The following is a 22,224-nucleotide window of genomic DNA, read 5'->3' on the forward strand; positions in this document are numbered from 1 at the left end:
GGTGTGGGTTCCGTCGTTGGCGATTCCGCCACCGAACCCGCTGGCAGAGTTGTTGTTGAAGCGGCTCCTGACGATCGTCATTGTCCCGTCGTTGGCGGCGCCGCCACCGTTGTGCGTCGTGGTGTTGCCCGAAACGGTGGTGCGCACGATCATGGCAGTTGCCACATTTCCGATGCCGCCGGAGAAGTCGGCAGTGTTGTTGTTGATCCGGCTGTCCACGACGTCAAGGAATCCGAAGTTGGCGATGCCTCCGCCGAAGTTGTCTGGGAAGTTTCCCGTGGCCACTCCGTTCGAGACGGTCGCTTGTTGCAGGGTCAGGTGACCATTGGCGGCGACGGTGAAGATGCGGAAGGCCGGTGCGCTGCTGGACCGCGTGATGGTGTCACCGTTCGCGTCGATGGTGATGTTCCCCGTGATGGCCGGAAGTGGGCTGCTCAGGGTGTACACGCAGTCCGCGGCAAGGGACAGCACACCGCTTCCGTGCTGGTTGGCGGTAGCGATGGCCGCGGACAGCTGGCCGGGATCGCAGGGAACGAACGTTGCTTGTGCGGCCGCCGCCGGAGTGGCTGTCGCACTCACCGCCAGCACGACGCCGAAGCCGAGGCCTTGAGCGATGCGCGCGACGATGGTTTTGGGGAACATGTTTGCTCCTTAGCGTCACAGGGGGCTGCCCCACCCATCACGAGTTGCGCGAATGGACGGGTCTCCCATAGATCTTGACGAGCGTTTACTGCATAACGGCCGATCTCTTTGCGCTGCCATCGCATTTCACCCGACTAGCCCAGGGCGTGCAGCCGGAACAACGCGTTCTCACCGAGACGGATCAACTCTGCGCCTCTGTCATCGAGCCCCGCAGCCTGGCACGCGGCAGCCATCACCCGCGTAGCCCTCGCCGACGTGAACCCCTCTTCCGATCGAGCAGCGTCAAGCGCCATGCCCGTACCAGCTCCCCTAGTCGCGCGCGATCAACCAGCGCACGCCTACGGGTGACCAACCCGACGCGCTCCAGACACGAGTCTGACCGTACCCATCCAGAGACGATCGAGACGGGGAAGATTTCAGAAGGATCTTCTACGACGGTGTACAGCCAGAGAACCGTCACACTGGACAGAAATCCCCGAACGGCCAACGCGGGAAACTAGACTAATGAAATGACGTGAAAGCCGTGTTCCATGCAACTGCGGGCGGTCGATTGGGAGGAAGAGCGGATTTCGTGGCGAGCGGGCTGGCAGGCTACGCACTGCTCATGGCACTCGTGCAGATTTCGATGATTCCCTCATATCGGACGGCTCCTTTCGGGCCGCCCTACTGGGCGTTCGCTTTCACCTATGTCGCCGCTGTCACGGATGTGATTTTCTGGCTGAGAGCCGAGGATGTCGATCATTCGAAGGTGATCGCGTACGTTATCCTCGCACTCTCCACCATGGGCTATGCAGCACTTGCTGCACGCACGGTAAAGGGCATGGTTCAAGGAACTTTCCTTCCCGAGTATCCCGCTGCGCTTGGCCCGACCGGCCTCCGGTGGGGCCGACCGACAGGAGGACGCAGAGTGATGAAGGTGCTCGGCTCGCGCCTGCGGCCGTAAACCGGGTGGAGGCGTCACACGAGCGAAGTCCTGCTTCCTGGGGTCGCCGGTTGTGCGCCGCACCAGTCCGCCAGCGCATGGCGGGTTGCGTCGATACGACGTTCAGGCGACTCGTCCGAGACAGCCCACGCGATGTAGGCGTCCGGCCGGACCAGCACACTCTTTTTCGTCGAGCCTCGTGCGGACACGATCTCCACTTCGTCGGACCACTCGCTGATCAGCGAGGAGAGATGAGGGGAGTCATTGGGGATGACAAGCACGAACCGTCGGGCACGAAGTGCCTCGTAGAGTCGACGCCCGTCACTCAAAGGGACATCGGGTGCCCGCTTTCCGGCGAGGGGATGTGCGTCGGCCGCAGAGGCGTATGAAATGTCGAGTCCCGAAATCGCCGCGGCCAGCCGTCTGGCCACCCAAGGGGTCTTCAGTACCGTACGTGCTGAGAAATCACGGACCCCGCACAGTGCTCGCGGCGTGGTCAGGACTCCGCGCAGCAGTGCACCGCTCATCCGCAGGACCCTGCGTCCCACAGGTTGCCGTTCATTTTCATAGGTGTCGAGCAGCGAGTCCGGTGCGCGGCCGCGTTGAACAGCTGTCAGCTTCCAGCTGAGATTTGCGGAGTCCTGGAGGCTGGTGTTGAGGCCCATACCGCCGGCAGGGGAGTGGACATGTGCGGCGTCACCGACGAGGAACACCCGGCCCACCCGGTAGCGCGGCGATTGGCGCTCGTCGCTGTGGAATCGTGAGAGCCAGCGTGGGTCGTGCATGGCAAAGTCACTGCCCAGTGCCCGGCGGGCAACTTCACGGATTTCTTCCAGGTCGACCGGCGCATCGTCTGGCATCGGGTGACGGCGGTTCCACGCCATGACCCTGAACCAGGTGTCACCGAAGGGCACAACAATGGCGAAGGCATCTCCGATCGCTCCCACTGTGGGTGGTTTCGTCGGTGGTTCAGCCAGGCGCACGTCCGCAAGCATCATCGAGCGAACCGCGGATCGGCCCGGGAAGGGAAGGCCGAGTGAGCGGCGCACGCAACTGTTGCGCCCGTCTGCGCCGACCACGAAGTCTGCACGCAGGCTTTGCTCAGCTCCGTCTGGCGCTCGCACCGCTACGTCGACGCCGGTTTCGTCCTGCTGGACACCGGTTGCTTCGTGGCCCCGCATGATGTTCACGCCGTGCACCTGGGCACGAGACAGGAGCAACCGCTCAGTGTTGTATTGCGGTGTCACCAGCACATGGGGGTAGCGACTCGGCAGCCGAGACAGATCGATCCGCAGGAACTGCAGAACCGGGTTGCGGATCCCGGTCAGCAACAGTTCGTCGGCGAGGCCTCGGGCGTCCAATTGCTCCATTGTCCGTGCATGCACGGCAAATGCACGCGTAAGCTTCGACTCCCCTTCTCGCCGTTCTACGACGGTGCAGCGAAGCCCTGCTTCGGCCAAGTCGCCCGCGAGCAACAACCCCGCTGGACCGGCTCCGACAACCAGTACATCGATGTCTGAACCCATACTCTTCCTCCGCGTGACCCCAAGCGAGCAGCACGCCAGGTGATCATCCGGCTGTCCAGGTCAGCTGATCCTGTTACGGATTGCTGCCCTGTTTTCGTCCGTCTTCCCACGCTGCCCGGGCGGGATATCACGCGCCCTCAACCGCACCTGATGCCCTGACCCGAATGTGGCACCACGATCACTCGAAACTCGCGGATCAGCGCATCACGAGAAAGCGGATCGGGTGGTGAACGCGTTCCCGCCGACACGAGACAGCGGGGATATCTGACAGGTCCCAGAGTCCACCCATTCGGCTCGGCCTGGAGCGGCGGTCATGGAAACGTCGATGACGCCTTAGAGTCCACCATGCGCAGCGTGCTTCCGCATCTTGTCAGGCGTTGCCAGTCCGCTCACATTCAGTGCGGTGCTTTCCATCGCGCTGAAACGATGCCTCGTGATTATGGTGACCTCAGCGCCTTCTCCCGTCACAGCCCGGGCGGCGTGAAACAGGGAGCGGCAAGCGAGCTGCGAGAGGAACGCACACCATGCCCTTCGCCACTGCCAAGGACGGCACTCAGATCTTCTACAAGGACTGGGGATCTGGCCAACCCGTTGTCTTTTCCCACGGCTGGCCCCTCACGGCCGACGCCTGGGACCCCCAGATGAAGCTCATGGCGGACAACGGATTCCGCGCCATCGCCCACGACCGACGAGGCGGCGGCCGCTCAGGACAGACCTGGGACGGCAACAACCTCGACACCTACGCCGACGACCTGGCCGCTGTCATCGAAGCCGAAGACCTCCACGACGTCATCCTGGTCGGCCACTCCACCGGCGGCGGCGAAGTCACTCGCTACATCGGCCGACACGGCACGGCCCGTGTCGCCAAACTGGTCCTGCTCGGCGCGATCCCCCCGCTCATGCTCAAGACGGAAACCAACCCCGAAGGTCTGCCGATCGAGGTGTTCGACGAGATCCGCCAAGGTGTGCTTAAAGACCGCTCCCAGTACTACAAGGACCTCAGCGCCCCGTTCTACGGCGCAAACCGTGAGGGATCGACCGTCACCCAGGGAACGCGTGACGAGTTCTGGCTCTGGAGCATGACAGTCGGAATCAAGGGCGCCTACGACTGCGTCAAGGCATTTTCGGAAACGGACACGACCGAGGACCTGAAGAAGGTCGATGTGCCGACACTGATCGTGCACGGCGACGACGACCAGATCGTGCCCATCGTCGCCGCCGGCGACAAATCATCCAAGATCGTCAAGGGCGCGCAGTACAAGGTCTACGAGGGCGCACCGCACGGCCTCGCGATGGTGCCCAAGTACGCCGAGACCTTCAACAAGGACCTGCTTGAGTTCGCGCGCAGTTAGCGCCGAGACGCAGGGGGGCGTCTGCCGCCCGCGGTGCTCGCCAAACACCGCGTGGCGGCCGCACCCTGATCGACCTGCGTCTGTACCTGCCGACGTCCTGGCTGGAGCACCGGGATCGGTACAGGCGGGCCGGCACCGACGACACGGCCGCTTCTCCACGAGCTGGCGCACGGACCTGGGGCGGGCCGTGCGGTACCAGATGGTGCATGCGCACACCTGGAATGTCAGCCGAGGAGTTTGAGCGCGGCGTGGGCAATCTGCTGAAGAGCCGCGTCGTCCATGTCCGTCTTGGCGAGGAACTCGATGCCCTGCATCACGGCAAGGATCAGGCGCCCGAGTTCCTGGGGGTCGGCGCTCGGTTTGATGGATCCGTCTTGCTGGGCTTCCTTCACGCATGCGATCAGAAGGTCTTCGACCACCTGGTACGTGGTTCTGGATCGTGAGACGACATCGGGCTCGTTGCTGTGCAGCTCGGACGTGCTGTTGACCAGGAGACATCCGCGCCGCAGCGGGTCTTCCGCAAATCCCTTAGCTACGCCCTCCACGAGGAGAGTCAGGCGTTCGACGGCGGCACCGGGACCGGCGAGTATCGCCCGGACGCTGTTCAGCTGCTCGGTGCGGTAGCTGTCAAGCACGTGCAAGAACAGCTGCCGCTTGTCACCGAAGGCGCCGTACAGGCTTCCCTTGCCCAGCCCGGTGGCATCCGTCAGATCCTGCAGCGACGTAGCCCCGTAGCCCTGATTCCAGAACTGCTCGCGTACGGACTCCAGGACCTGGTTTTCGTCGAACTTTCGAGGCCGTCCCATGAGGAGAGCCTACGCCCTTCTTGACTCATCGGTCCAGATCTATCGGTGCCGAGGCCGTCACGTGATCAGCCGGGTGCACAGCTGGTCGGGCTCCTGGAGCGGGGGTGGCAAAGAGGCTCGCGCGAGTCCGAGCCTGCCATCGCCCGCGACAGCCCCCAGGGGGGTCGGGCCGCGCGCCGGCCCGCCTGCCGTTCAGCGTGGGGCTGCCTCAGGACTGAGAGCGCCCGTCTGCGCCCGCCCTCTGTGCGGCCATCGCCCGGCGGGGGGTGAGTGGTGTACCTCGCACCGTCGTTTTTGTCCGTACGGTCCATAACGAAGTTCTTTACCGTATAGTCCATAACTGGGCCCGCCTCGCGTGCGGGCTGTGACGTGCTAGCGGCGCTTGGCGCACGGACGATGTCCGCGCCGGACAGGAGTAATGATCATGGGACAGCTTGACGGAAAGACGGCCGTCGTCACCGGAGGCAACAGCGGAATCGGCCTGGCCACTGCCAAGCGGTTCGCGCGCGAAGGCGCCCACGTGTTCATCACCGGGCGCCGGCAGGAGGCCCTCGACGCCGCCCTGGCCGAGATCGGCCACGGGGCCACCGCGGTAAGGGGCGATGTCGCCGACCTCGGAGACATCGACCGCCTCTACGCGGCCGTCGCCGAGCGGGGGCAGACCATCGACGTGCTGTTCGCCAATGCAGGTGGCGGCGAATTCGCTGCTCTCGAACAGGTCACCGAGGAGCACTTCGACGCGACGTTCAACACCAACGTCAGGGGGATGCTCTTCACCGTCCAGAAGGCAATTCCGTTCCTCAGCGACGGCGCGTCGGTGATCCTGACCGGATCGACCGCGGCCACTTCGGGCGAGGCCGCCTTCGGCGTGTACGCCGCATCCAAGGCAGCCGTCCGTTCCTTCTCCCGCACCTGGGCCAACGAACTCAGGGGCCGGGCCATCCGGGTGAACACCCTGGTACCCGGGCCAATCGTCACGCCGGGCATCAACGGACTGGCTTCCGACGCCACCGAGGCCGCCAGAATGCGGGACGTCTTCGCCAGCCAGGTGCCACTGGGCCGGATGGGACACCCCGACGAGGCCGCTGCCGCCGCTCTGTTCCTCGCCAGCAGCGAAAGCAGCTTCGTCACCGGATCGGAGTTGTTCGTGGACGGCGGACTCAACCAGATCTGACCGCATCACTGGCGGTCCGTTCGGTTCTGCCCCGCCCTGCTCCCAGGCTGTGATCGTCGGTTTGAGCCACGCGCACTCCTCATCGGTAGACCGCTCGAATAGGGTCCCCGCTCCATGCCTGCATTCTCGGCATGGGCGTGTCGAGCAGTCGGCCAGGACGGGAATCATTGTTACGACCACGAACAGCCGCGCCAGTGCCTGCGCGACATTATCGCCTGTTCGGTTCATATGTCTGTGGATCGATGGCGAGACTGCGGCTCATATGTCGCAATATGCGGCCTCCAAACCTCGCGCCTATTCGGACGACGGCGCACGGGCTACGGCCCCTCGCGACGAATCTGGGTTCATGGCCACCCGCGAGATTGCCGAGAAGTTTCCCGGCCTGCTTGGCGCGGAAGCCACTGATGCTATGGCGAAGGCCGTTGGATTGATGAACTTCTTCGGGACGGAACGGCGCAGGACGCCGTGCGGGGGCCGACTACGTCTATACCGAAACCGCAACCTAAAAGGAAGCACTGAAATGAGCAACAACATCCATGCAATGGTCGCAAACGTTGAGGTGGATGACCTTGACACCGCGATCCCGCTCTACCAGGAACTGACCGGAGAAACGGAGGTCCGTCGATTCCCCTACCGTGAGCTTGAGTTGGCACTGGTAGGACCATTCCTGCTCTACTCCGGGCCCCTTGAGAAGTATGTCTCGCAGAACGGAACCGTCATCGTCGGCTCCCTGGCCCCCGTTCTTGAGGCTCTCGGCAAGGCGAACGCCGAAATCCTTGAAGCTCCCAACGAAGTACCCAACGGCACCAGGGTCGTCGCTCGCCACCCGGACGGTTCTGTCTTCGAATACATGCAGCTCCGCGCCTGAGTCCTGTGCGCGCAGCACCGCGGTCCCCCAGCTGCTGCGCGGCGTCCCCCTAGGGGCTGTCTGTGGTTGCGATCAAGCCCGGGGTGGGGTGTCGGTCCGGTAGGACTGTGGTGTGACGCGTGCGCAACTAACCGACGATGAATGGGAGTTCATCGGACCGTTCCTGCCGGTCGGCATGTTCGGCCCGTACCCGGAGCGGCTGCGTGAGCAGTTCGAAGGGGTGATCTGGCGGTTCCGCACCGGCAGCCAGGGGCGGGAGATGCCCGAGCGGTTCGGTGCCTGGCAGACGGTCTACAACCGTTTCATGCGCTGGCGGGACGCAGGCGTCTTTCAGACCCTGCTAGACGAGGCGATCGCCGAGGCCGCCCTCAGGGAGGAGATCGACATGTCCCTGGTCAGTGTGGACTTCACGACTACGCGGGCGCATCACAGTCCCAAGGACGCCCCAGGGACGGGTATAGGAGGCTGTCTGAGTCGTCGCAAACGAGGCAAAGCATCCCCTTTGGGTGCCGGAAGGTGGGCGAGCGGATACTCGCGGGTTGTATGTGAATCTGGCAGCGGACGGCCCACAACGCCAATGAGCCCCCTCCCAAGCAGGAAGAGGGCTCAACGGGTCACACGGTCGCGCACAACGGGAGAGGACTCAGACCCACTCCACCTCGGAGACGATCTGCGGGGCACCCCCAGGGCGCGGCAGCGGCGTCTGAGAGGAGGCCGGCGGTGCGGGCAGGCGATGGCGCGACGCGCCGACCATAGCCAGCGCAGCCGCCACGTCGTCCTCACTCACCCCCGCCAGCGCCTCAACCACCCGATCGAGTGCCTCGCTCACCTCAGTGCGTGTGACCGCTCGAAGTGGGCGTCGGACCAGCATTCTTGACCGTCAGCGGCAGCAACTTCTTGCCGGTCGGGCCGATTTGGATGGCCGTGTCCATCTGCGGGCAGACGCCGCAGTCGAAGCACGGAGTCCAGCGGCAGTCCTCGACCTCCGTCTCGTCGAGGGCGTCCTGCCAGTCCTCCCAGAGCCAGTCCTTGTCCAGGCCCGAGTCGAGGTGGTCCCAGGGGAGGACCTCCTCGTAGGTGCGCTCGCGGGTGGTGTACCAGTCGACGTCGACGCCGAAGGGGGCCAGGGCCTTGTCGGCGCAGGCCATCCAGCGGTCGTACGAGAAGTGCTCGCGCCAGCCGTCGAAGCGGCCGCCGTCGTCGTAGACGGCGCGGATGACCGCGCCGATGCGGCGGTCGCCGCGGGAGAGCAGGCCCTCGACGATGCCGGGCTTGCCGTCGTGGTAGCGGAAGCCGATCGAGCGGCCGTACTTCTTGTCGCCGCGGATCTTGTCGCGGAGCTTCTCCAGGCGGGCGTCCGTCTCCTCGGCGGAGAGCTGGGGTGCCCACTGGAAGGGGGTGTGGGGCTTCGGGACGAAGCCGCCGATCGAGACCGTGCAGCGGATGTCGTTCGACCGGGAGACCTCACGGCCCTTCTGGATCACGTGCATCGCCATGTCGGCGATCTGGAGGACGTCCTCGTCGGTCTCGGTGGGCAAACCGCACATGAAGTACAGCTTGACCTGGCGCCAGCCGTTGCCGTAGGCCGTCGCGACCGTCCTGATCAGGTCTTCTTCCGAGACCATCTTGTTGATGACCTTGCGCATGCGCTCGGAGCCGCCCTCGGGGGCGAAGGTGAGGCCGGAGCGGCGGCCGTTGCGCGTCAGCTCGTTCGCCAGGTCGACGTTGAAGGCGTCCACGCGGGTGGAGGGGAGGGAGAGGCCGATCTTGTCTTCCTCGTAGCGGTCCGCGAGGCCCTTGGCGATGTCGCCGATCTCCGAGTGGTCGGCCGAGGAGAGCGACAGGAGGCCGACCTCCTCGAAGCCCGTCGCCTTCAGGCCCTTGTCGACCATCTCGCCGATGCCGGTGATCGAGCGCTCGCGCACCGGACGGGTGATCATGCCGGCCTGGCAGAAGCGGCAGCCCCGGGTGCAGCCCCGGAAGATCTCCACCGACATGCGCTCGTGGACCGTCTCGGCCAGGGGGACGAGGGGCTGCTTGGGGTACGGCCACTCGTCCAGGTCCATCACCGTGTGCTTGGACACGCGCCACGGGACGCCCGACTTGTTGGGGACCACACGGGCGATACGGCCGTCGGCGAGGTACTCGACGTCGTAGAAAGCCGGGATGTAGACCCCGCCCGTCTTCGCCAGGCGGAAGAGGACCTCCTCGCGGCCGCCGGGACGGCCCTCCGCCTTCCACTCGCGGATGATCCGCGTCATGTCGAGCACGGCCTGCTCGCCGTCGCCGATGATCGCCGCGTCGATGAAGTCCGCGATCGGCTCGGGGTTGAAGGCCGCGTGGCCGCCCGCGAGGACGATCGGGTCGTCGATCGTGCGGTCCTTGGACTCCAGGGGAATGCCGGCCAGGTCCAGGGCCGTGAGCATGTTCGTGTAGCCCAGCTCCGTGGAGAAGGACAGGCCGAACACGTCGAAGGCCTGCACCGGACGGTGGCTGTCCACGGTGAACTGCGGGACGCCGTGCTCCCGCATCAGCGCCTCCAGGTCCGGCCAGACGCTGTAGGTGCGCTCGGCGAGGACGCCCTCCTGCTCGTTCAGGACCTCGTAGAGGATCATGACGCCCTGGTTGGGCAGGCCGACCTCGTACGCGTCCGGGTACATCAGCGCCCAGCGGACGTCGCAGGACTCCCACGGCTTGACCGTGGAGTTCAGCTCTCCGCCGACGTACTGGATCGGCTTCTGCACGTGCGGCAGCAGAGCTTCGAGCTGCGGGAACACAGACTCGGCGGCCTCGGCGGATTCGGCAGGCATCTCGACGAACCTTCGTGAGCTGGCAGGGGTGACCATCAAGCCTAACCCGCTCGCGGGCCTCCCCCGTACGCTCAGACGGACGCCCCGGACCTGATCTCCTTCCAGACACCCGGCAGCTCGGCCTCCACGGCCGCGGCCCGCTGTTCCTCATGCCCGTACAGCAGCCCGTACGTGAAGGAGTTCTCCCCCGCCGCGTGCGCCACCGCGGACAGCTCGCGCAGGGTCTGGCGGGCCATGACGCTGTCCTGGTGATCGCCGAGCAGGCTCTGCAGGGCCTTCATGGACTTGGTCAGGGCGGCGGCCGGGTCGCCGAGGGCGGGGGTGGCCGCCTCGGCGGCGTACCGGGTCCGCTTGGCCTTCTTGCGAGCGTCGTGCAGGGCCAGGTCGCGGTCGTGGCCGGGCGGGACGTCCATCGCCTGTTCCACCAGACCGGCGACTTTCGCGAAGTCCTTCCGTACGGCCTTGGCGATCACCTTTTCCGGCTTGCCCGCGGCGGCCTTCAGCAGCGGCGGGTCGGCGACCAGGGCGTCCAGGGTGTCGAGCAGGGTCAGATAGCGGCGGGAGTCCAGGACGCCGGTGAGACGGCTGCGCGCTCCGCCGTGGCTGGCGCTCGCCCAGTTCCGGAACCGATCGTGGACGGGGCCGTCGACCAGGTCGCCGGGCAGGGCGTCGAGGGCGGTCGTCAGGCGCTCGGTGAGCACCTCCCGGTCGCGGTCCAGGCCCAGCTCGCCCGCCAGCCACTTCAGCTCGGCGGAGACGGGGTCGGTGACGGTGCGGTCGAGGACCTTGCGGAAGGAGCGGAAGGTGCTGCGCATCCGGCGGGTGGCGACCCGCATCTTGTGCACGGAGTCCTCCAGGTCCCGGCGGACGGCCGGGTCGAGCTCGACGATCGCGTCCCGTTGGGCGCGGACGTAGTCGAGGACGTGGTCACCGGCGGTGACCGGCTTCTTCGGCTCCTCCGGCTTTTTCGGCTTCTTCGGCCCGCGACGGGCCTTCCGTCCGGCGGGTGCGGTGTCGGCGAGTGCCCTGGCCAGCTTCGACGGTGATTCGGAGGGCCGTACACCCGCCTTGCGCAACCGTTTCTCCACCTTGTCGAGGAGGACCGGGTCGACGCCCTCGGCGAGCTCGGTCTCGATCTCGGTCCACTGGGCGGTGCCGCCGCCCTCGGTGAGCCGCTCGGCGCGCACGGCGTCGACGCTCGCCTCGACGAGCATCTTTCCGTCGGCGTCGACCAGGTGACGCAGGTCGCGGGCGGAGCGCAGCCGGACGACGGGGATCAGCTCGGCGTCCCGGATCCGGGAGCGCACCAGGGCGGTCAGTTCGTCGGGCACGGTGTCGGAGAGCGGGGCCTGGATCTCGTCGCGGACGCCCGGCGACACCGGGAACTTGAGATGCCATCCGGCGTCGGTGCCACCGGTGCGGCGGCGCAGGGTGACGGAGGAGGCGGCCAGGCGTTGGTCGGCCGTGTCGTAGTAGGTGGCGTCCAGCTCGGCGACGCCCTTGTCGAGTACGGCCGCCACCCCGCCGACGCCGGTCAGGTCGGGCAGCCCGCTGTCGTCGGATTCGTACTTGCGCTCGATCTCGCGTTTCGCGTCCGCCATGAATCGAATCTAGTGGCAGGCGGGCCGCGACGGCAGAGCGCGTCCCAGGTGAATCGTGGGCGAACCAAGGGGAATCAGGAGGTGACGGGGGCTCTTTGCGCGGGGCCGCCGGGAAAGTGGGCCGCTTCGCCCGTCCGGGGGGAGCGACGAAGACCTGGGCGTAGTGGAACCGGTGGTACGAGGGCGGCTCCAGGGCCTGGCCGATCAGCGGCACGCGGTCCGCCGGACGCCACGGGACATGACGGGCGCGGTGCTTCAGGCGTCTGACGTCGCGGTCCGGTGGGCCCAGCCGGTCGCTCGGCAGCCGTGGTACGGGGCGGAGAACGGCATCGAGACATGGCCGTCGACGTAGGTGAAGTGGCCGGGCGGCGACACCAGGTCGCACTCCGGGACGCCGGGCGCGGATGCGTACGCCGGCTCCTCCAGGACGTCGTCGAGGGTCCGCCGGCCCGGGTCCAGCAGGCCCGCCCCGGCGACCGCCCGGTCGGCCAGGTCCAGCTCGGGCGGCCCGATGATCCGGTCGGCCGGCTCCTGGGTGACCGGGCGCAGGGCCACCCGCTCGCCGGACCCGTCCTCCCGTGTACGGCCCCCGTCTCCGCCTAGGCCGACATCGGCCGCTGCACGCGGATCGACTGCAGCAGCCCCACGGCCACCCACACCGCGAACATCGACGAGCCGCCGTACGAGACGAACGGCAGGGGCAGGCCGGTGACCGGCATGATGCCGAGGGTCATGCCGATGTTCTCGAAGGCCTGGAAGGCGAACCAGGCGACGATGCCGGCGGCGACGACCGTGCCGTAGAGCTCGGTCGTCTCACGGGCGATGCGGCAGGCACGCCACAGGACGACGCCGAGGAGGAGGATTATCAGGCCGGCTCCGACGAAGCCCAGCTCCTCCCCCGCGACCGTGAAGACGAAGTCCGTCTGCTGTTCGGGGACGAACTGTCCGGTGGTCTGCGAGCCGTGGAAGAGGCCGGCGCCGGTGAGGCCGCCCGAGCCGATCGCGATGCGGGCCTGGTTGGTGTTGTAGCCGACGCCGGCGGGGTCGAGGTCGGGGTTGGCGAAGGCCGCGAAGCGGTTGATCTGGTACTCGTCCAGGATGTGCAGCTGCCAGACGGCGATCGCGCCGAGCACGCCCGTGCCGAGCAGGCCGAAGACCCAGCGGTTGGAGGCGCCGGAGGCGAGCAGCACGCCCAGGATGATGATCACCATGACCATGACCGAGCCGAGGTCGGGCATGAGCAGCACGATCAGGATCGGTACGGCGGACAGGCCCAGGGCCTGCACGACCGTGCGGTGGTCGGGGTACTTCTTGTCACCGGCGTCGACCCGGGCCGCCAGTATCATCGCCATCCCCAGGATGATCGTGATCTTCACGAACTCCGAGGGCTGGAGCGAGAAGCCGCCGCCGAGCACGATCCACGAGTGCGCGCCGTTGACCGTCGAGCCGAGCGGCGTGAGCACCAGCAGGATCCCGAACACCGAGAGGCCGTAGAGGATCGGCACGGCCGTGCGCAGGGTGCGGTGGCCGAGCCAGACCGTGCCGATCATCAGGGCGAGGCCGATGCCGGTGTTCATGAGGTGCCGGATCAGGAAGTAGTACTGGTCGCCCTGGTTGATCTCGGTGCGGTTGCGGGTCGCGGAGTACACCAGCAGCGAGCCGAGCAGGGACAGGGCGAGGGACGCCAGCAGCATCGGCCAGTCCAGGCGGCGGGCCAGCGAGTCACGGGCGAAGACGCGGGTCCAGCCGGCGCGCTCGGGGCCGTACCCGGAGACGGAGAAGCTGTTGGCGCCGGTCATGTGAGCATCCTCCGGCCGCCCCTCCTGCGGGGCCGCCTGCGTGTGGTGCGGTTTCCGGTCCCGGGCGAGGCGGTGGTGGCCGCGGGCTGCGACGCGCCCGGGGACGGCGAGCCCGACGGGGTGGCCTGCACGTCCTTGGCCGGGTCGCGGGAGACCTTCGGGGACTTGATCGTGCCGTCCGGGCGGACCTTCGGCAGGCCCTTCTCCGGGGTGGGCAGCAGTGCCTTCTTGTTGTCGATCGAGCCGTCCGCCTGGACGCCGTACATCGCGCTGTAGATGTTGCGCACGGCCTCACCGGAGGCGCCGGAACCCGTACCTGCCTGGGCGATGGTCATGATGACCGTGTAGTCCTTGGAGTACGTGGCCAGCCAGGACGTGGTCTGCTTGCCGTAGACCTCGGCGGTACCGGTCTTGGCGTGCAGCGCGATCTTGTCCTGCGGCCAGCCGCCGAACTTCCAGGCGGCGGTACCGCGGGTGATGACGCCGGCGAAAGCCTCGTTCATGCCCTTGAGGGTGGCCTGGCTGACCGGCAGCCTGCCGTTCTTCTTCGGCTTGATCTCGTGGACGGACTTGCCGTCGGCGCTGATGACCGCCTTGCCGATGGTCGGCTGGTACATGGTGCCGCCGTTGGCGACGGCGCCGTAGATCACGGCCTCCTGGATCGGCGTGACGAGGGTGTCGCCCTGGCCGATGGAGTAGTTGATCTCGTCACCCTCGCGCATCTTGTTGCCCTCGAGGCAGTTCTCGTACGCGATCTTCTCGACGTACGAGCCGTCCTTCTTGCCGCTCCTGCACCAGGCGTCCTTGTTGGCCTTCCAGTAGTTCAGCTTCCACTGGCGGTCGGGGACGCGGCCGGTGACCTCGTTGGGCAGGTCGACGCCGGTCTCCTTGCCGAGGCCGAACTGGTGGGCGGTCTTGAAGAAGTAGTCCTTCGGCTGGCCCTTCTTCGGGTTGATGCCGCCGTCCTTCTTCCACTCGCGGTCCGCCAGGCCGTAGAAGACGGTGTCGCAGGAGACCTCCAGCGCCCGGCCGAGCGAGATCGGGCCGAAGTTCTCCCCCTCGAAGTTCTTGAAGACCTGGCCTCCGACCGAGTACGAGCTGGTGCACGGATAGCCGCCGTCCCAGACGTAGCCGGCCTGGACGGCGGCGGCCGTGGAGACCACCTTGAACGTCGAGCCGGGCGCCGCCTGACCCTGTATGGCCCTGTTGAGCAGCGGGTAGTCGGAGTTCTTGCCGGTCAGCGCCTTGTAGTCCTTGGCGGAGATGCCGCCGACCCACACGTTCGGGTCGTACGTCGGCGCGGACGCCATGGCGACGATCCGGCCGGTCTTGGCCTCCATCACGACGACGGCGCCGGAGTCGGCCTTGTAGTTCTCCTGGGTGATCTTGTCGTACTGCTGGCGGGCCTTCTTCATCGCCTCGTTCAGCTCGTACTCGGCGACCCGCTGGACGCGGGAGTCGATGCTGGTGACGAGGTTGGAGCCGGGCTCGGCGGCATCGGCCTTGGCCTTGCCGATGACACGGCCGAGGTTGTCGACCTCGTAGCGGGTGACGCCGGCCTTGCCGCGCAGCTCCTTGTCGTACTGGCGCTCCAGGCCGCTGCGGCCGACCTGGTCGGAACGCAGATAGGGCGAGTCACTGTCCTTGGCCCGCTGGATCTCGTCGTCGGTGACCGGGGACAGGTAGCCGAGGACCTGGGCGCTGTTGGACTTGCCGGGGCCCGCGTAGCGGCGCACGGCCTCCGGCTCGGCGGTGACGCCGGGGAAGTCCTCCGAGCGCTCGCGGATCTGCATGGCCTGCTTGGCGGTGGCCTCGTCGGTGATCGGGATCGGCTGGTACGGGGAACCGTTCCAGCAGGGCTGCGGGGTCTTGGAGTCGCACAGCCGGACCTTCTGCATGACCTCCTTGGGGTCCATGCCGAGGACTCCGGCGAGCTTGGTCAGGACGGCCCTGCCGTCGTCCTTCTGCTTCAGCAGGTCGGTGCGGGAGGCGGAGACGACGAGGCGGGTCTCGTTGTCGGCGAGCGGGACACCGCGGGCGTCCAGGATCGAGCCGCGTACGGCGGGCTCGACGACCTGCTGGACGTGGTTGCCGGAGGCCTCCTTCTGGTACTCCGCGCCCTCGCGGATCTGCAGGTACCACAGGCGGCCGCCGAGGGTGCCGAGCAGGGAGAGGACGAGGATCTGGATCACGACGAGCCGGATCTGGACCCGTTGGGTCCGTCCGGTCTCGGGAATGTTGGTCACTGCGGCTGCCTCCCCCTCTCAGTACGTGTATGTGTCATATACGACGGAGCTGTGAGCGCCCGCGCGGGGCTCCCCCCGCTCCCGTGTGCCCACGGTGCGCAACTCCCCTGTGCTCACAGCCGCTTGACCCCCTTGATGCGGCCGACGCGCGCGGTGCGGGTGCGGGCCTTGGTCTTGAGGCTGCCGAGGCCGCCGCGCTGGCCGCCGATGCGCAGGCCGGTGCCGCCGGAGGAGAGCCAGCCGGAGGAGATGTCGGTGGCCTTGGTCGCGGAGTTGGTCTCCGCGAGGGGGTCGTTCTCGGCGCGGCGGGCCAGGGCCATGACCGCGGGGACGACGAACGGCGCGAGCAGCAGGTCGTACACGGCGGCCGAGATCAGCAGGCTGGTCATGCCGACGTGGCGGGCGGCGGTGTCACCGACGAGGGCGCCGACGCCGGCGTACAGCACCGTCGAGCCGACGGCGGCGGCGACCACCACGAGCATGGGCCCGGTGGCCGACTTGAGGCGGCCGTTCTCCGGCTTGATGAGACCTGCGAAGTAGCCGATGACGCACAGCACCAGGGCGTAGCGGCCGGCCGCGTGGTCGGCGGGCGGGGCGAGGTCGGCGAGGAGTCCGGCGCCGAACCCGATGAGGGCACCGCCGACATGGCCGTACACCATGGCCAGGCCGAGAACGGTGAGCAGCAGTATGTCCGGTACGGCACCGGGGAGATGCAGGCGGGCGAGGACACTCACCTGGGTCACCAGGGCGACGACGACCAGCGTGGTGGAGAGCAGGATCCGGTTGAAACGCATGGGGGATTCAGCTCCTACTGCTCTTGCTGCTGGTCGCTGGCGGTCGCGTCGGCGGACGGGGTGACCGTCACGGTCACCGTCGGTGTCGGGGTCGGCTTGGGCTTGGCCGGAAGCACCTCGTCGCGCGGGCCCTTCTTCGGGGCCTCGACGACGACGCCGACGATGTCGAGCTTGGTGAAGCCGACGAACGGCGTGACGTAGAGGGTGCGGGTCAGACCGCCGCCGGAGGGGTCGACCCTGGAGACGACGCCGACCGGGACGCCGGGCACGAAGGGCTTGTCCGCCTGGGAACCGAAGGTGACGAGCCGGTCGCCCTTCTTCACCTCCGCCTTGCCGTTGAGGAGTTCGACGCGCAGCGGACGGTCACCCTGTCCGGAGGCGAAGCCGAGCTCGTCGCTGCCCTCCATGCGGGTGCCGACCGTGAAGTCGGGGTCGTTGGCGAGCAGGACGGTGGAGGCGTCCGGGCCGACCGTGGTGACGCGCCCGACGAGGCCGTCGCCGTTGAGGACGGTCATGTCGCGCTTGATGCCGTCGTTGGCGCCGACGTCGATGGTGATGGTCCAGGAGAAGCCCTGCGCCGCCCCTATGGCGATGACCTCGGCGCCCTTGATGCCGTACTGGCCCTCGCCCGCGACCTTGAGCATCTTGTCGAGCTGCTTGAGGCGGCTTCGGTTGCGGTCGTCGCTGCCGAGCTTCGCCTTGAGCGCCGCGTTCTCCTTCTCCAGCTTGGCCAGCCTGTCGTGCCGCGCACCGGAGTTGCGGACGGCGGACACGGCGTTGCCCACGGGATCGACCGCCGACGACACCCCGTTCTCGATCGGACCGAAGGCCGCGGCGGCGGCCTGCCGGGCGCCGTCGACCGGGGAGTTCTGCCCACCGCGGATGTCCACCGTGATCAGCGCGAACGCGATGGCGATGAGCAGTACCAGGAGCAGCCGGCTCTCTTTCGTGTCCCTCACGTGCGGCGGCCGTGCCTTCCTCAATAGGAACTTGCGGGAGCGTGTTTTCGAGGCTTGTGCCTCTATATCAACGATCCGCCGTACGAGAGGAGATCATCTCGTACGGCGGAATCGAAGAGTTACGTCATCTGCGCGGCTGGGCGTCCAGAACCTGCTGGAGCGCCTCGAATTCCTCGACGCACTTGCCGGAACCGAGCGCGACGCTGTCCAGCGGGTCCTCGGCGATGTGGATCGGCATGCCGGTCTCGCGGCGAAGCCTCTCGTCGAGGCCGCGCAACAGGGCGCCGCCGCCGGTCAGGACGATTCCGCGGTCCATGATGTCGCCGGACAGCTCCGGCGGACACTTGTCGAGCGTCGTCTTGACCGCGTCGACGATCGCGTTGACGGGCTCCTCGATCGCCTTGCGCACCTCGGCGGCCGAGATGACGACGGTCTTGGGCAGCCCGGAGACCAGGTCCCGGCCGCGGATTTCGGTGTGCTCGTCGGAGTCGAGGTCGTACGCCGAACCGATCGTGATCTTGATCTGTTCGGCCGTGCGCTCACCGAGGAGGAGGCTGTACTCCTTCTTGATGTACTGGATGATCGCATTGTCCAGTTCGTCGCCCGCGACGCGGATGGACTGGGCGGTGACGATGCCGCCGAGCGAGATGACCGCGACCTCCGTGGTGCCGCCGCCGATGTCCACCACCATGTTGCCCGTGGCCTCGTGGACCGGCAGGCCGGAGCCGATGGCGGCGGCCATGGGCTCCTCGATGATGTGCACCTGGCGGGCGCCGGCCTGGGACGACGCCTCGATGACGGCGCGGCGCTCGACGCCGGTGATGCCGGAGGGGACGCAGACGACGACGCGCGGCCTGGCGAGATACCGCCGCTTGTGAATCTTCAGGATGAAGTAGCGGAGCATCCGCTCGGTGATCTCGAAGTCGGCGATGACACCGTCCTTCAGCGGACGCACGGCGACGATGTTGCCCGGGGTCCGGCCGATCATCTTCTTCGCTTCCGCGCCGACCGCCAGGATGCCACCGGTGTTGGTGTTGATCGCGACGACGGACGGCTCGTTGAGTACGATCCCGCGACCCCTGACGTACACCAGCGTGTTGGCGGTCCCGAGGTCGACAGCCATGTCACGGCCGATGAACGACATTGAGTTCCCCATCAGGATTCGTCTGGCCTTCCCACGAGCTTTTGAGGGCTTTTCAGGTCGGCGAGGTGGGTGCTGTGACGTGAAGGCTTCCATCGTAGACGCGCCTGCACGAACACTGCGCGAGGGTCTTCGCCATTGTCAGCATGCGCTGCGCCGTCTTGCTTCTGGAGACGACCCAACAGGGGCACTCGTTCCCCCGATCGCCACGCATATGCCGAGCAATGGCTGAAAACGTACGCCCGTGCCAGGTCAGCCGCCCGACCGAGGTGACGCTCCCTCAGAAAAATTGCCGAAAAAAAAATCGCACCCGACTCACTGTGGGGGCTCCGCCGGGGACATCGGGGACGGTTGCCCCCCGCTGAACGCGCCGCCCGTCCCGGCACGACGAGCCGACACCCACGACACGCCGCCGGCACCGGTGCCGCCGTGCCACGGACCCTCGGCACGGTGCCACCAACTCAAGGCCCGACGCGTCCGACTCGCCTGTCCGACGGGGCCGTCCGGGGCCATGAGCCGCCGAGGGCGCGGGACGGACGACGCAGCAGGCTCCGCGTCACCGGGTTGCGGGGCGACGAACGCTCATACCCCGTACGCGGAATCCCGCGGCCCCGGCCACCAACCCGCACGCCCGCCCGCCCGGCCCGGAAGCCACCCTGACCGCCGAACCCTCGGGCCCGCGAACCGCCCGCCATCGGACACCGGCCGCAACGACGGCCCATCGGGACGGCCACGCCCGCAAGCCGCCGGCGCCGAATCGGCAGGCGCGCCCCCGGTAGCACCGAATCCCGGTCGCCGCGACCCACGTGCCCAGCCAGGCGGGAGGCCGGAACCGCCACGGGCTCCGGATCACGAAGGCTTGGCCCTCCGGCGCTTCGTCACCGAACCCGGGCCGCCGCAGGGCCAGGAGTGCCCGGACCCCGTGCCATGGGCTTCGCCGGACGCGGACCACCCGGGTCGCACCGGGGCAGGGCGAGGCGGTCGGGGGCGGAGGGACGACCCCGCCGGACCTCCGGAGGGTTACGCGCGACCGGGGAAGAAGATCTTGACCTCGCGCTCCGCCGACTCCTCCGAGTCGGAGGCGTGGATCAGGTTCTCGCGCACGATGACGCCGTAGTCGCCGCGGATGGAACCGGGGGCCGCGGCGATCGGGTCGGTGGGGCCGGCCAGGGCGCGCAGGCCCTCGATGACGCGCTCGCCCTCGACGATCAGGGCGACGACCGGGCCGGAGGCCATGAACTCCACCAGCGGCTCGTAGAACGGCTTGCCCTTGTGCTCGCCGTAGTGCTGCTCCAGGGTCTCCTGGTCGAGCGTGCGCAGCTCCAGCGCGGTGATCTGCCAGCCGGCCTTCCGCTCGATACGGCTGATGATCTCGCCGGTCAGGCCGCGACGGACGGCGTCGGGCTTGAGCAGGACGAGGGTGCGCTGGGTCACGGGAGAGCTCCTTCTTACTGACGTGTGCGGTGGAACGAGGTTACAGGGCGTGTCCGGTCGCCCGTTACGCAGCGTCAGGTGTAGTGGAGGCGTCCGCCTGGTCCGCGAACCGGGCCTTCGCCTCGTCGATCTTGCGTCCGTAGTGGACGGAGGCCCACCACAGCGCCGCGAACACCGCCCCCATGAAGAACATCGTCGGGACGAAGACGCCGGAGGCGACCAGCGCGATCTGGAGGGCCCAGCCGAGGGCCACTCCCCCGGGGCGCGTCACCACACCGCACAGGGCCAGGCACAGGAACATCGCGATGCCGCTGACCGTCCACACGGTCGACATCGACAGGCCGGGGTCCTTCATGGCCACCAGCCCGGCGAAGCCGATGACGAAGAACTCACCGATCAGGGTCGAGGAGCAGAGCGTACGCATGGACTTCCTCCTCAGCCCTTGCCCAGCAGCAGACGGGCCTCGCCCACCGTGATGACCGAGCCGGTCACCAGCACACCGCCGCCCGCGAACTCGCCCTCCTCCTCGGCCAGCGTGATCGCGGCCTCCAGGGCGTCGGGCAGCCGCGGCTCGACCTGGACGCGCTCGTCGCCGAACACCTCGACGGCGATCGCGGCCAGCTCGTCGGCGTCCATGGCACGGTGGCTGGAGTTCTGCGTGACGACGATCTCCGCGAAGATCGGCTCGAAGGCCTCCAGGAGCCCGCGCACGTTCTTGTCGCCGCTGGCGCCCACGACACCGATCAGACGGCTGAAGTCGAAGGCCTCGCCGACGGCCTCGGCCGCGGCCCGCGCCCCCGCCGGGTTGTGCGCGGCGTCCAGGACGACCGTGGGCGAGCGCCGTACGACCTCCAGACGGCCCGGCGAGGAGACCGCGGCGAAGGCCTTGCGGACCGTGTCGATGTCCAGCGGCTCGGCGCGCTGCGCGCCGACACCGAAGAACGCCTCCACCGCCGCGAGCGCCACGGCCGCGTTGTGCGCCTGGTGGGCGCCGTACAGCGGGAGGTACACCTCGGAGTACTCGCCGCCCAGGCCGCGCAGGGTGAGCAGCTGGCCACCGACGGCGATCTGGCGCTCGACCACGCCGAACTCCAGGCCCTCGCGGGCCACCGTCGCGTCGACCTCGACGGCCTTCTTCAGCAGCACCTGCGCCGCGTCCACCGGCTGCTGGGCCATGATGACCGTCGCGTCCTGCTTGACGATGCCGGCCTTCTCCGTGGCGATCTCGGCGTGCGTCTCACCGAGCCGGTCCGTGTGGTCCAGGTCGATGGGGGTGACCACGGCGACGTAGCCGTCGATCACGTTCGTCGCGTCCCAGCTGCCGCCCATCCCTACCTCGACGACGGCGACGTCGATGGGCGCGTCCGCGAACGCGGCGTACGCCATGCCGGTGAGCACCTCGAAGAAGGAGAGCCGGAACTCCTGCTGGGCGTCGACCATCTCGATGTACGGCTTGATGTCCTGGTACGTCTCGATGAACCGCTCGGCGGAGATCGGGGCGCCGTCGAGGCTGATGCGCTCGGTGATCGACTGGACGTGCGGGGAGGTGTACCGGCCGGTGCGCAGTTCGAAGGCGCCGAGGAGGGCCTCGATCATGCGGGCCGTGGAGGTCTTGCCGTTCGTCCCGGTGATGTGGATCGACGGGTACGACCGCTGCGGCTCCCCGAGGACGTCCATCAGCGCGGCGATGCGGCTGACGGAGGGCTCCAGCTTGGTCTCGCCCCAGCGGGTGGCCAGCTCCGCCTCGACCTCGCGCAGGGCCTTGTCGACCTCGGGGTCCTCGGGCCTGGCGGGTACGTCCCCCTGCGGCGGCCCGCCCTGCGTGCGCAGGGTGCGGCTGCCGGCCTCGATCACCGCGAGATCCGGGTCGCGGTCGGTCTCGGCCGCGACCATCTCGTCGAAGGGGTCGAGGGGGTCGGGCTGGTCACTGCTGTCAGGGGGGAGGTCGCTCACAGGGCCAGTCTACGGAGCGGCACGGACAGACGTGGGGGGGGGGCGCCCCCCAACCAGTGCGGCCGCGCGGCGGGGCACCGCGGCGGCGCGCGCCCCCCCGCGGGGCGGACCCGGGCGTGGGGCGCTGGGGCGCCGCGGGCCCCGCGCCGGCGGGGGGGCGGGGCGGGGCGCGCGCGGGCGGGCGCGCGCGCGCGCCG

Annotated in this window: 18 protein-coding genes and 2 pseudogenes; 5 read left to right on the plus strand and 15 right to left on the minus strand. The window is 68.0% G+C overall.

What is annotated here, in order from left to right:
* Both ACFW2E_RS02145 and ACFW2E_RS02150 read right to left on the minus strand, forming a co-directional pair.
* Positions 1-642 (minus strand): annotated as a pseudogene (locus ACFW2E_RS02145) (hypothetical protein); the annotation flags it as partial.
* A gap of 149 nt (positions 643-791) precedes the next feature.
* Positions 792-935 (minus strand): annotated as a pseudogene (locus ACFW2E_RS02150) (aminoglycoside phosphotransferase family protein); the annotation flags it as partial.
* 311 nt (positions 936-1,246) lie between these two features.
* On the opposite strand from ACFW2E_RS02150, the gene ACFW2E_RS02155 reads away from it, so the two are divergent.
* Positions 1,247-1,585 (plus strand): hypothetical protein, encoded by a 339-nt coding sequence (locus ACFW2E_RS02155; protein WP_384459968.1) that lies wholly within the window; start codon positions 1,247-1,249, stop codon positions 1,583-1,585.
* A gap of 14 nt (positions 1,586-1,599) precedes the next feature.
* On the opposite strand, the gene ACFW2E_RS02160 is transcribed toward ACFW2E_RS02155, so the two are convergent.
* Complete coding sequence (locus ACFW2E_RS02160; RefSeq protein ID WP_384459970.1) at positions 1,600-3,090, minus strand: FAD-dependent monooxygenase; 1,491 nt, start codon at positions 3,088-3,090, stop codon at positions 1,600-1,602.
* 524 nt (positions 3,091-3,614) lie between these two features.
* Between ACFW2E_RS02160 and ACFW2E_RS02165 the strand changes: the two genes are divergently transcribed.
* Complete coding sequence (locus tag ACFW2E_RS02165; protein WP_384459973.1) at positions 3,615-4,442, plus strand: alpha/beta fold hydrolase; 828 nt, start codon at positions 3,615-3,617, stop codon at positions 4,440-4,442.
* A gap of 224 nt (positions 4,443-4,666) precedes the next feature.
* On the opposite strand, the gene ACFW2E_RS02170 is transcribed toward ACFW2E_RS02165, so the two are convergent.
* Complete coding sequence (locus tag ACFW2E_RS02170) at positions 4,667-5,248, minus strand: TetR/AcrR family transcriptional regulator (protein ID WP_384459976.1); 582 nt, start codon at positions 5,246-5,248, stop codon at positions 4,667-4,669.
* 424 nt (positions 5,249-5,672) lie between these two features.
* Between ACFW2E_RS02170 and ACFW2E_RS02175 the strand changes: the two genes are divergently transcribed.
* The 3 genes from ACFW2E_RS02175 to ACFW2E_RS02185 all read left to right on the plus strand — a co-directional run bounded on the left by ACFW2E_RS02175 (position 5,673) and on the right by ACFW2E_RS02185 (position 8,167).
* A complete protein-coding gene (locus ACFW2E_RS02175) occupies positions 5,673-6,422 on the plus strand; it encodes an SDR family oxidoreductase (protein WP_384459979.1) in 750 nt (249 codons plus the stop codon).
* A gap of 520 nt (positions 6,423-6,942) precedes the next feature.
* Positions 6,943-7,290, plus strand: a complete 348-nt coding sequence (locus ACFW2E_RS02180; RefSeq protein WP_356316890.1) for a hypothetical protein — start codon at positions 6,943-6,945, stop codon at positions 7,288-7,290.
* A gap of 112 nt (positions 7,291-7,402) precedes the next feature.
* Positions 7,403-8,167, plus strand: coding sequence for a transposase (locus ACFW2E_RS02185; RefSeq protein ID WP_384459982.1), 765 nt, complete (start codon positions 7,403-7,405; stop codon positions 8,165-8,167).
* Here ACFW2E_RS02185 and ACFW2E_RS02190 read toward each other — a convergent pair.
* From ACFW2E_RS02190 to ACFW2E_RS02240, 11 genes are all read right to left on the minus strand, one after another.
* Positions 8,121-10,100 (minus strand): TIGR03960 family B12-binding radical SAM protein, encoded by a 1,980-nt coding sequence (locus tag ACFW2E_RS02190; protein WP_384459985.1) that lies wholly within the window; start codon positions 10,098-10,100, stop codon positions 8,121-8,123. The genes ACFW2E_RS02185 and ACFW2E_RS02190 overlap by 47 nt on opposite strands.
* Positions 10,101-10,171: 71 nt before the next feature.
* Positions 10,172-11,701 (minus strand): CHAD domain-containing protein, encoded by a 1,530-nt coding sequence (locus tag ACFW2E_RS02195; protein ID WP_384459988.1) that lies wholly within the window; start codon positions 11,699-11,701, stop codon positions 10,172-10,174.
* A 255-nt stretch (positions 11,702-11,956) separates the two neighbouring features.
* A complete protein-coding gene (locus ACFW2E_RS02200; protein ID WP_384459991.1) occupies positions 11,957-12,256 on the minus strand; it encodes a hypothetical protein in 300 nt (99 codons plus the stop codon).
* Between the two features lie 44 nt (positions 12,257-12,300).
* The gene (gene rodA, locus ACFW2E_RS02205) at positions 12,301-13,500 is read right to left on the minus strand and encodes a rod shape-determining protein RodA (RefSeq protein WP_384459994.1); all 1,200 of its coding nucleotides are present in this window, start codon (positions 13,498-13,500) and stop codon (positions 12,301-12,303) included.
* Entirely contained in the window at positions 13,497-15,746 is a 2,250-nt protein-coding gene (gene mrdA, locus ACFW2E_RS02210) for a penicillin-binding protein 2 (RefSeq protein ID WP_384459997.1), read from the minus strand. The genes rodA and mrdA overlap by 4 nt, the downstream gene beginning before the upstream one ends.
* Before the next feature lie 113 nt (positions 15,747-15,859).
* Positions 15,860-16,540, minus strand: a complete 681-nt coding sequence (gene mreD / locus ACFW2E_RS02215) for a rod shape-determining protein MreD (RefSeq protein WP_384460000.1) — start codon at positions 16,538-16,540, stop codon at positions 15,860-15,862.
* A 14-nt stretch (positions 16,541-16,554) separates the two neighbouring features.
* Positions 16,555-17,499, minus strand: a complete 945-nt coding sequence (gene mreC / locus ACFW2E_RS02220; protein ID WP_384460003.1) for a rod shape-determining protein MreC — start codon at positions 17,497-17,499, stop codon at positions 16,555-16,557.
* A gap of 124 nt (positions 17,500-17,623) precedes the next feature.
* Positions 17,624-18,643 (minus strand): rod shape-determining protein, encoded by a 1,020-nt coding sequence (locus tag ACFW2E_RS02225; protein ID WP_384460006.1) that lies wholly within the window; start codon positions 18,641-18,643, stop codon positions 17,624-17,626.
* A gap of 1,017 nt (positions 18,644-19,660) precedes the next feature.
* Positions 19,661-20,074 carry a nucleoside-diphosphate kinase gene (gene ndk, locus ACFW2E_RS02230; protein WP_030943193.1) on the minus strand — a complete coding sequence of 138 codons (414 nt, stop codon included), beginning with the start codon at positions 20,072-20,074 and terminating at the stop codon, positions 19,661-19,663.
* Between the two features lie 64 nt (positions 20,075-20,138).
* Positions 20,139-20,498 carry a DUF4233 domain-containing protein gene (locus ACFW2E_RS02235; RefSeq protein ID WP_384460010.1) on the minus strand — a complete coding sequence of 120 codons (360 nt, stop codon included), beginning with the start codon at positions 20,496-20,498 and terminating at the stop codon, positions 20,139-20,141.
* 11 nt (positions 20,499-20,509) lie between these two features.
* Positions 20,510-21,967: a bifunctional folylpolyglutamate synthase/dihydrofolate synthase gene (locus ACFW2E_RS02240; RefSeq protein ID WP_384460082.1), complete on the minus strand. Its 1,458-nt coding sequence runs from the start codon at positions 21,965-21,967 to the stop codon at positions 20,510-20,512.
* Positions 21,968-22,224 lie beyond the last annotated feature (257 nt).

The organism is Streptomyces sp. NPDC058964 (assembly GCF_042741275.1).
Taxonomy (GTDB): Bacteria; Actinomycetota; Actinomycetes; order Streptomycetales; family Streptomycetaceae; genus Streptomyces.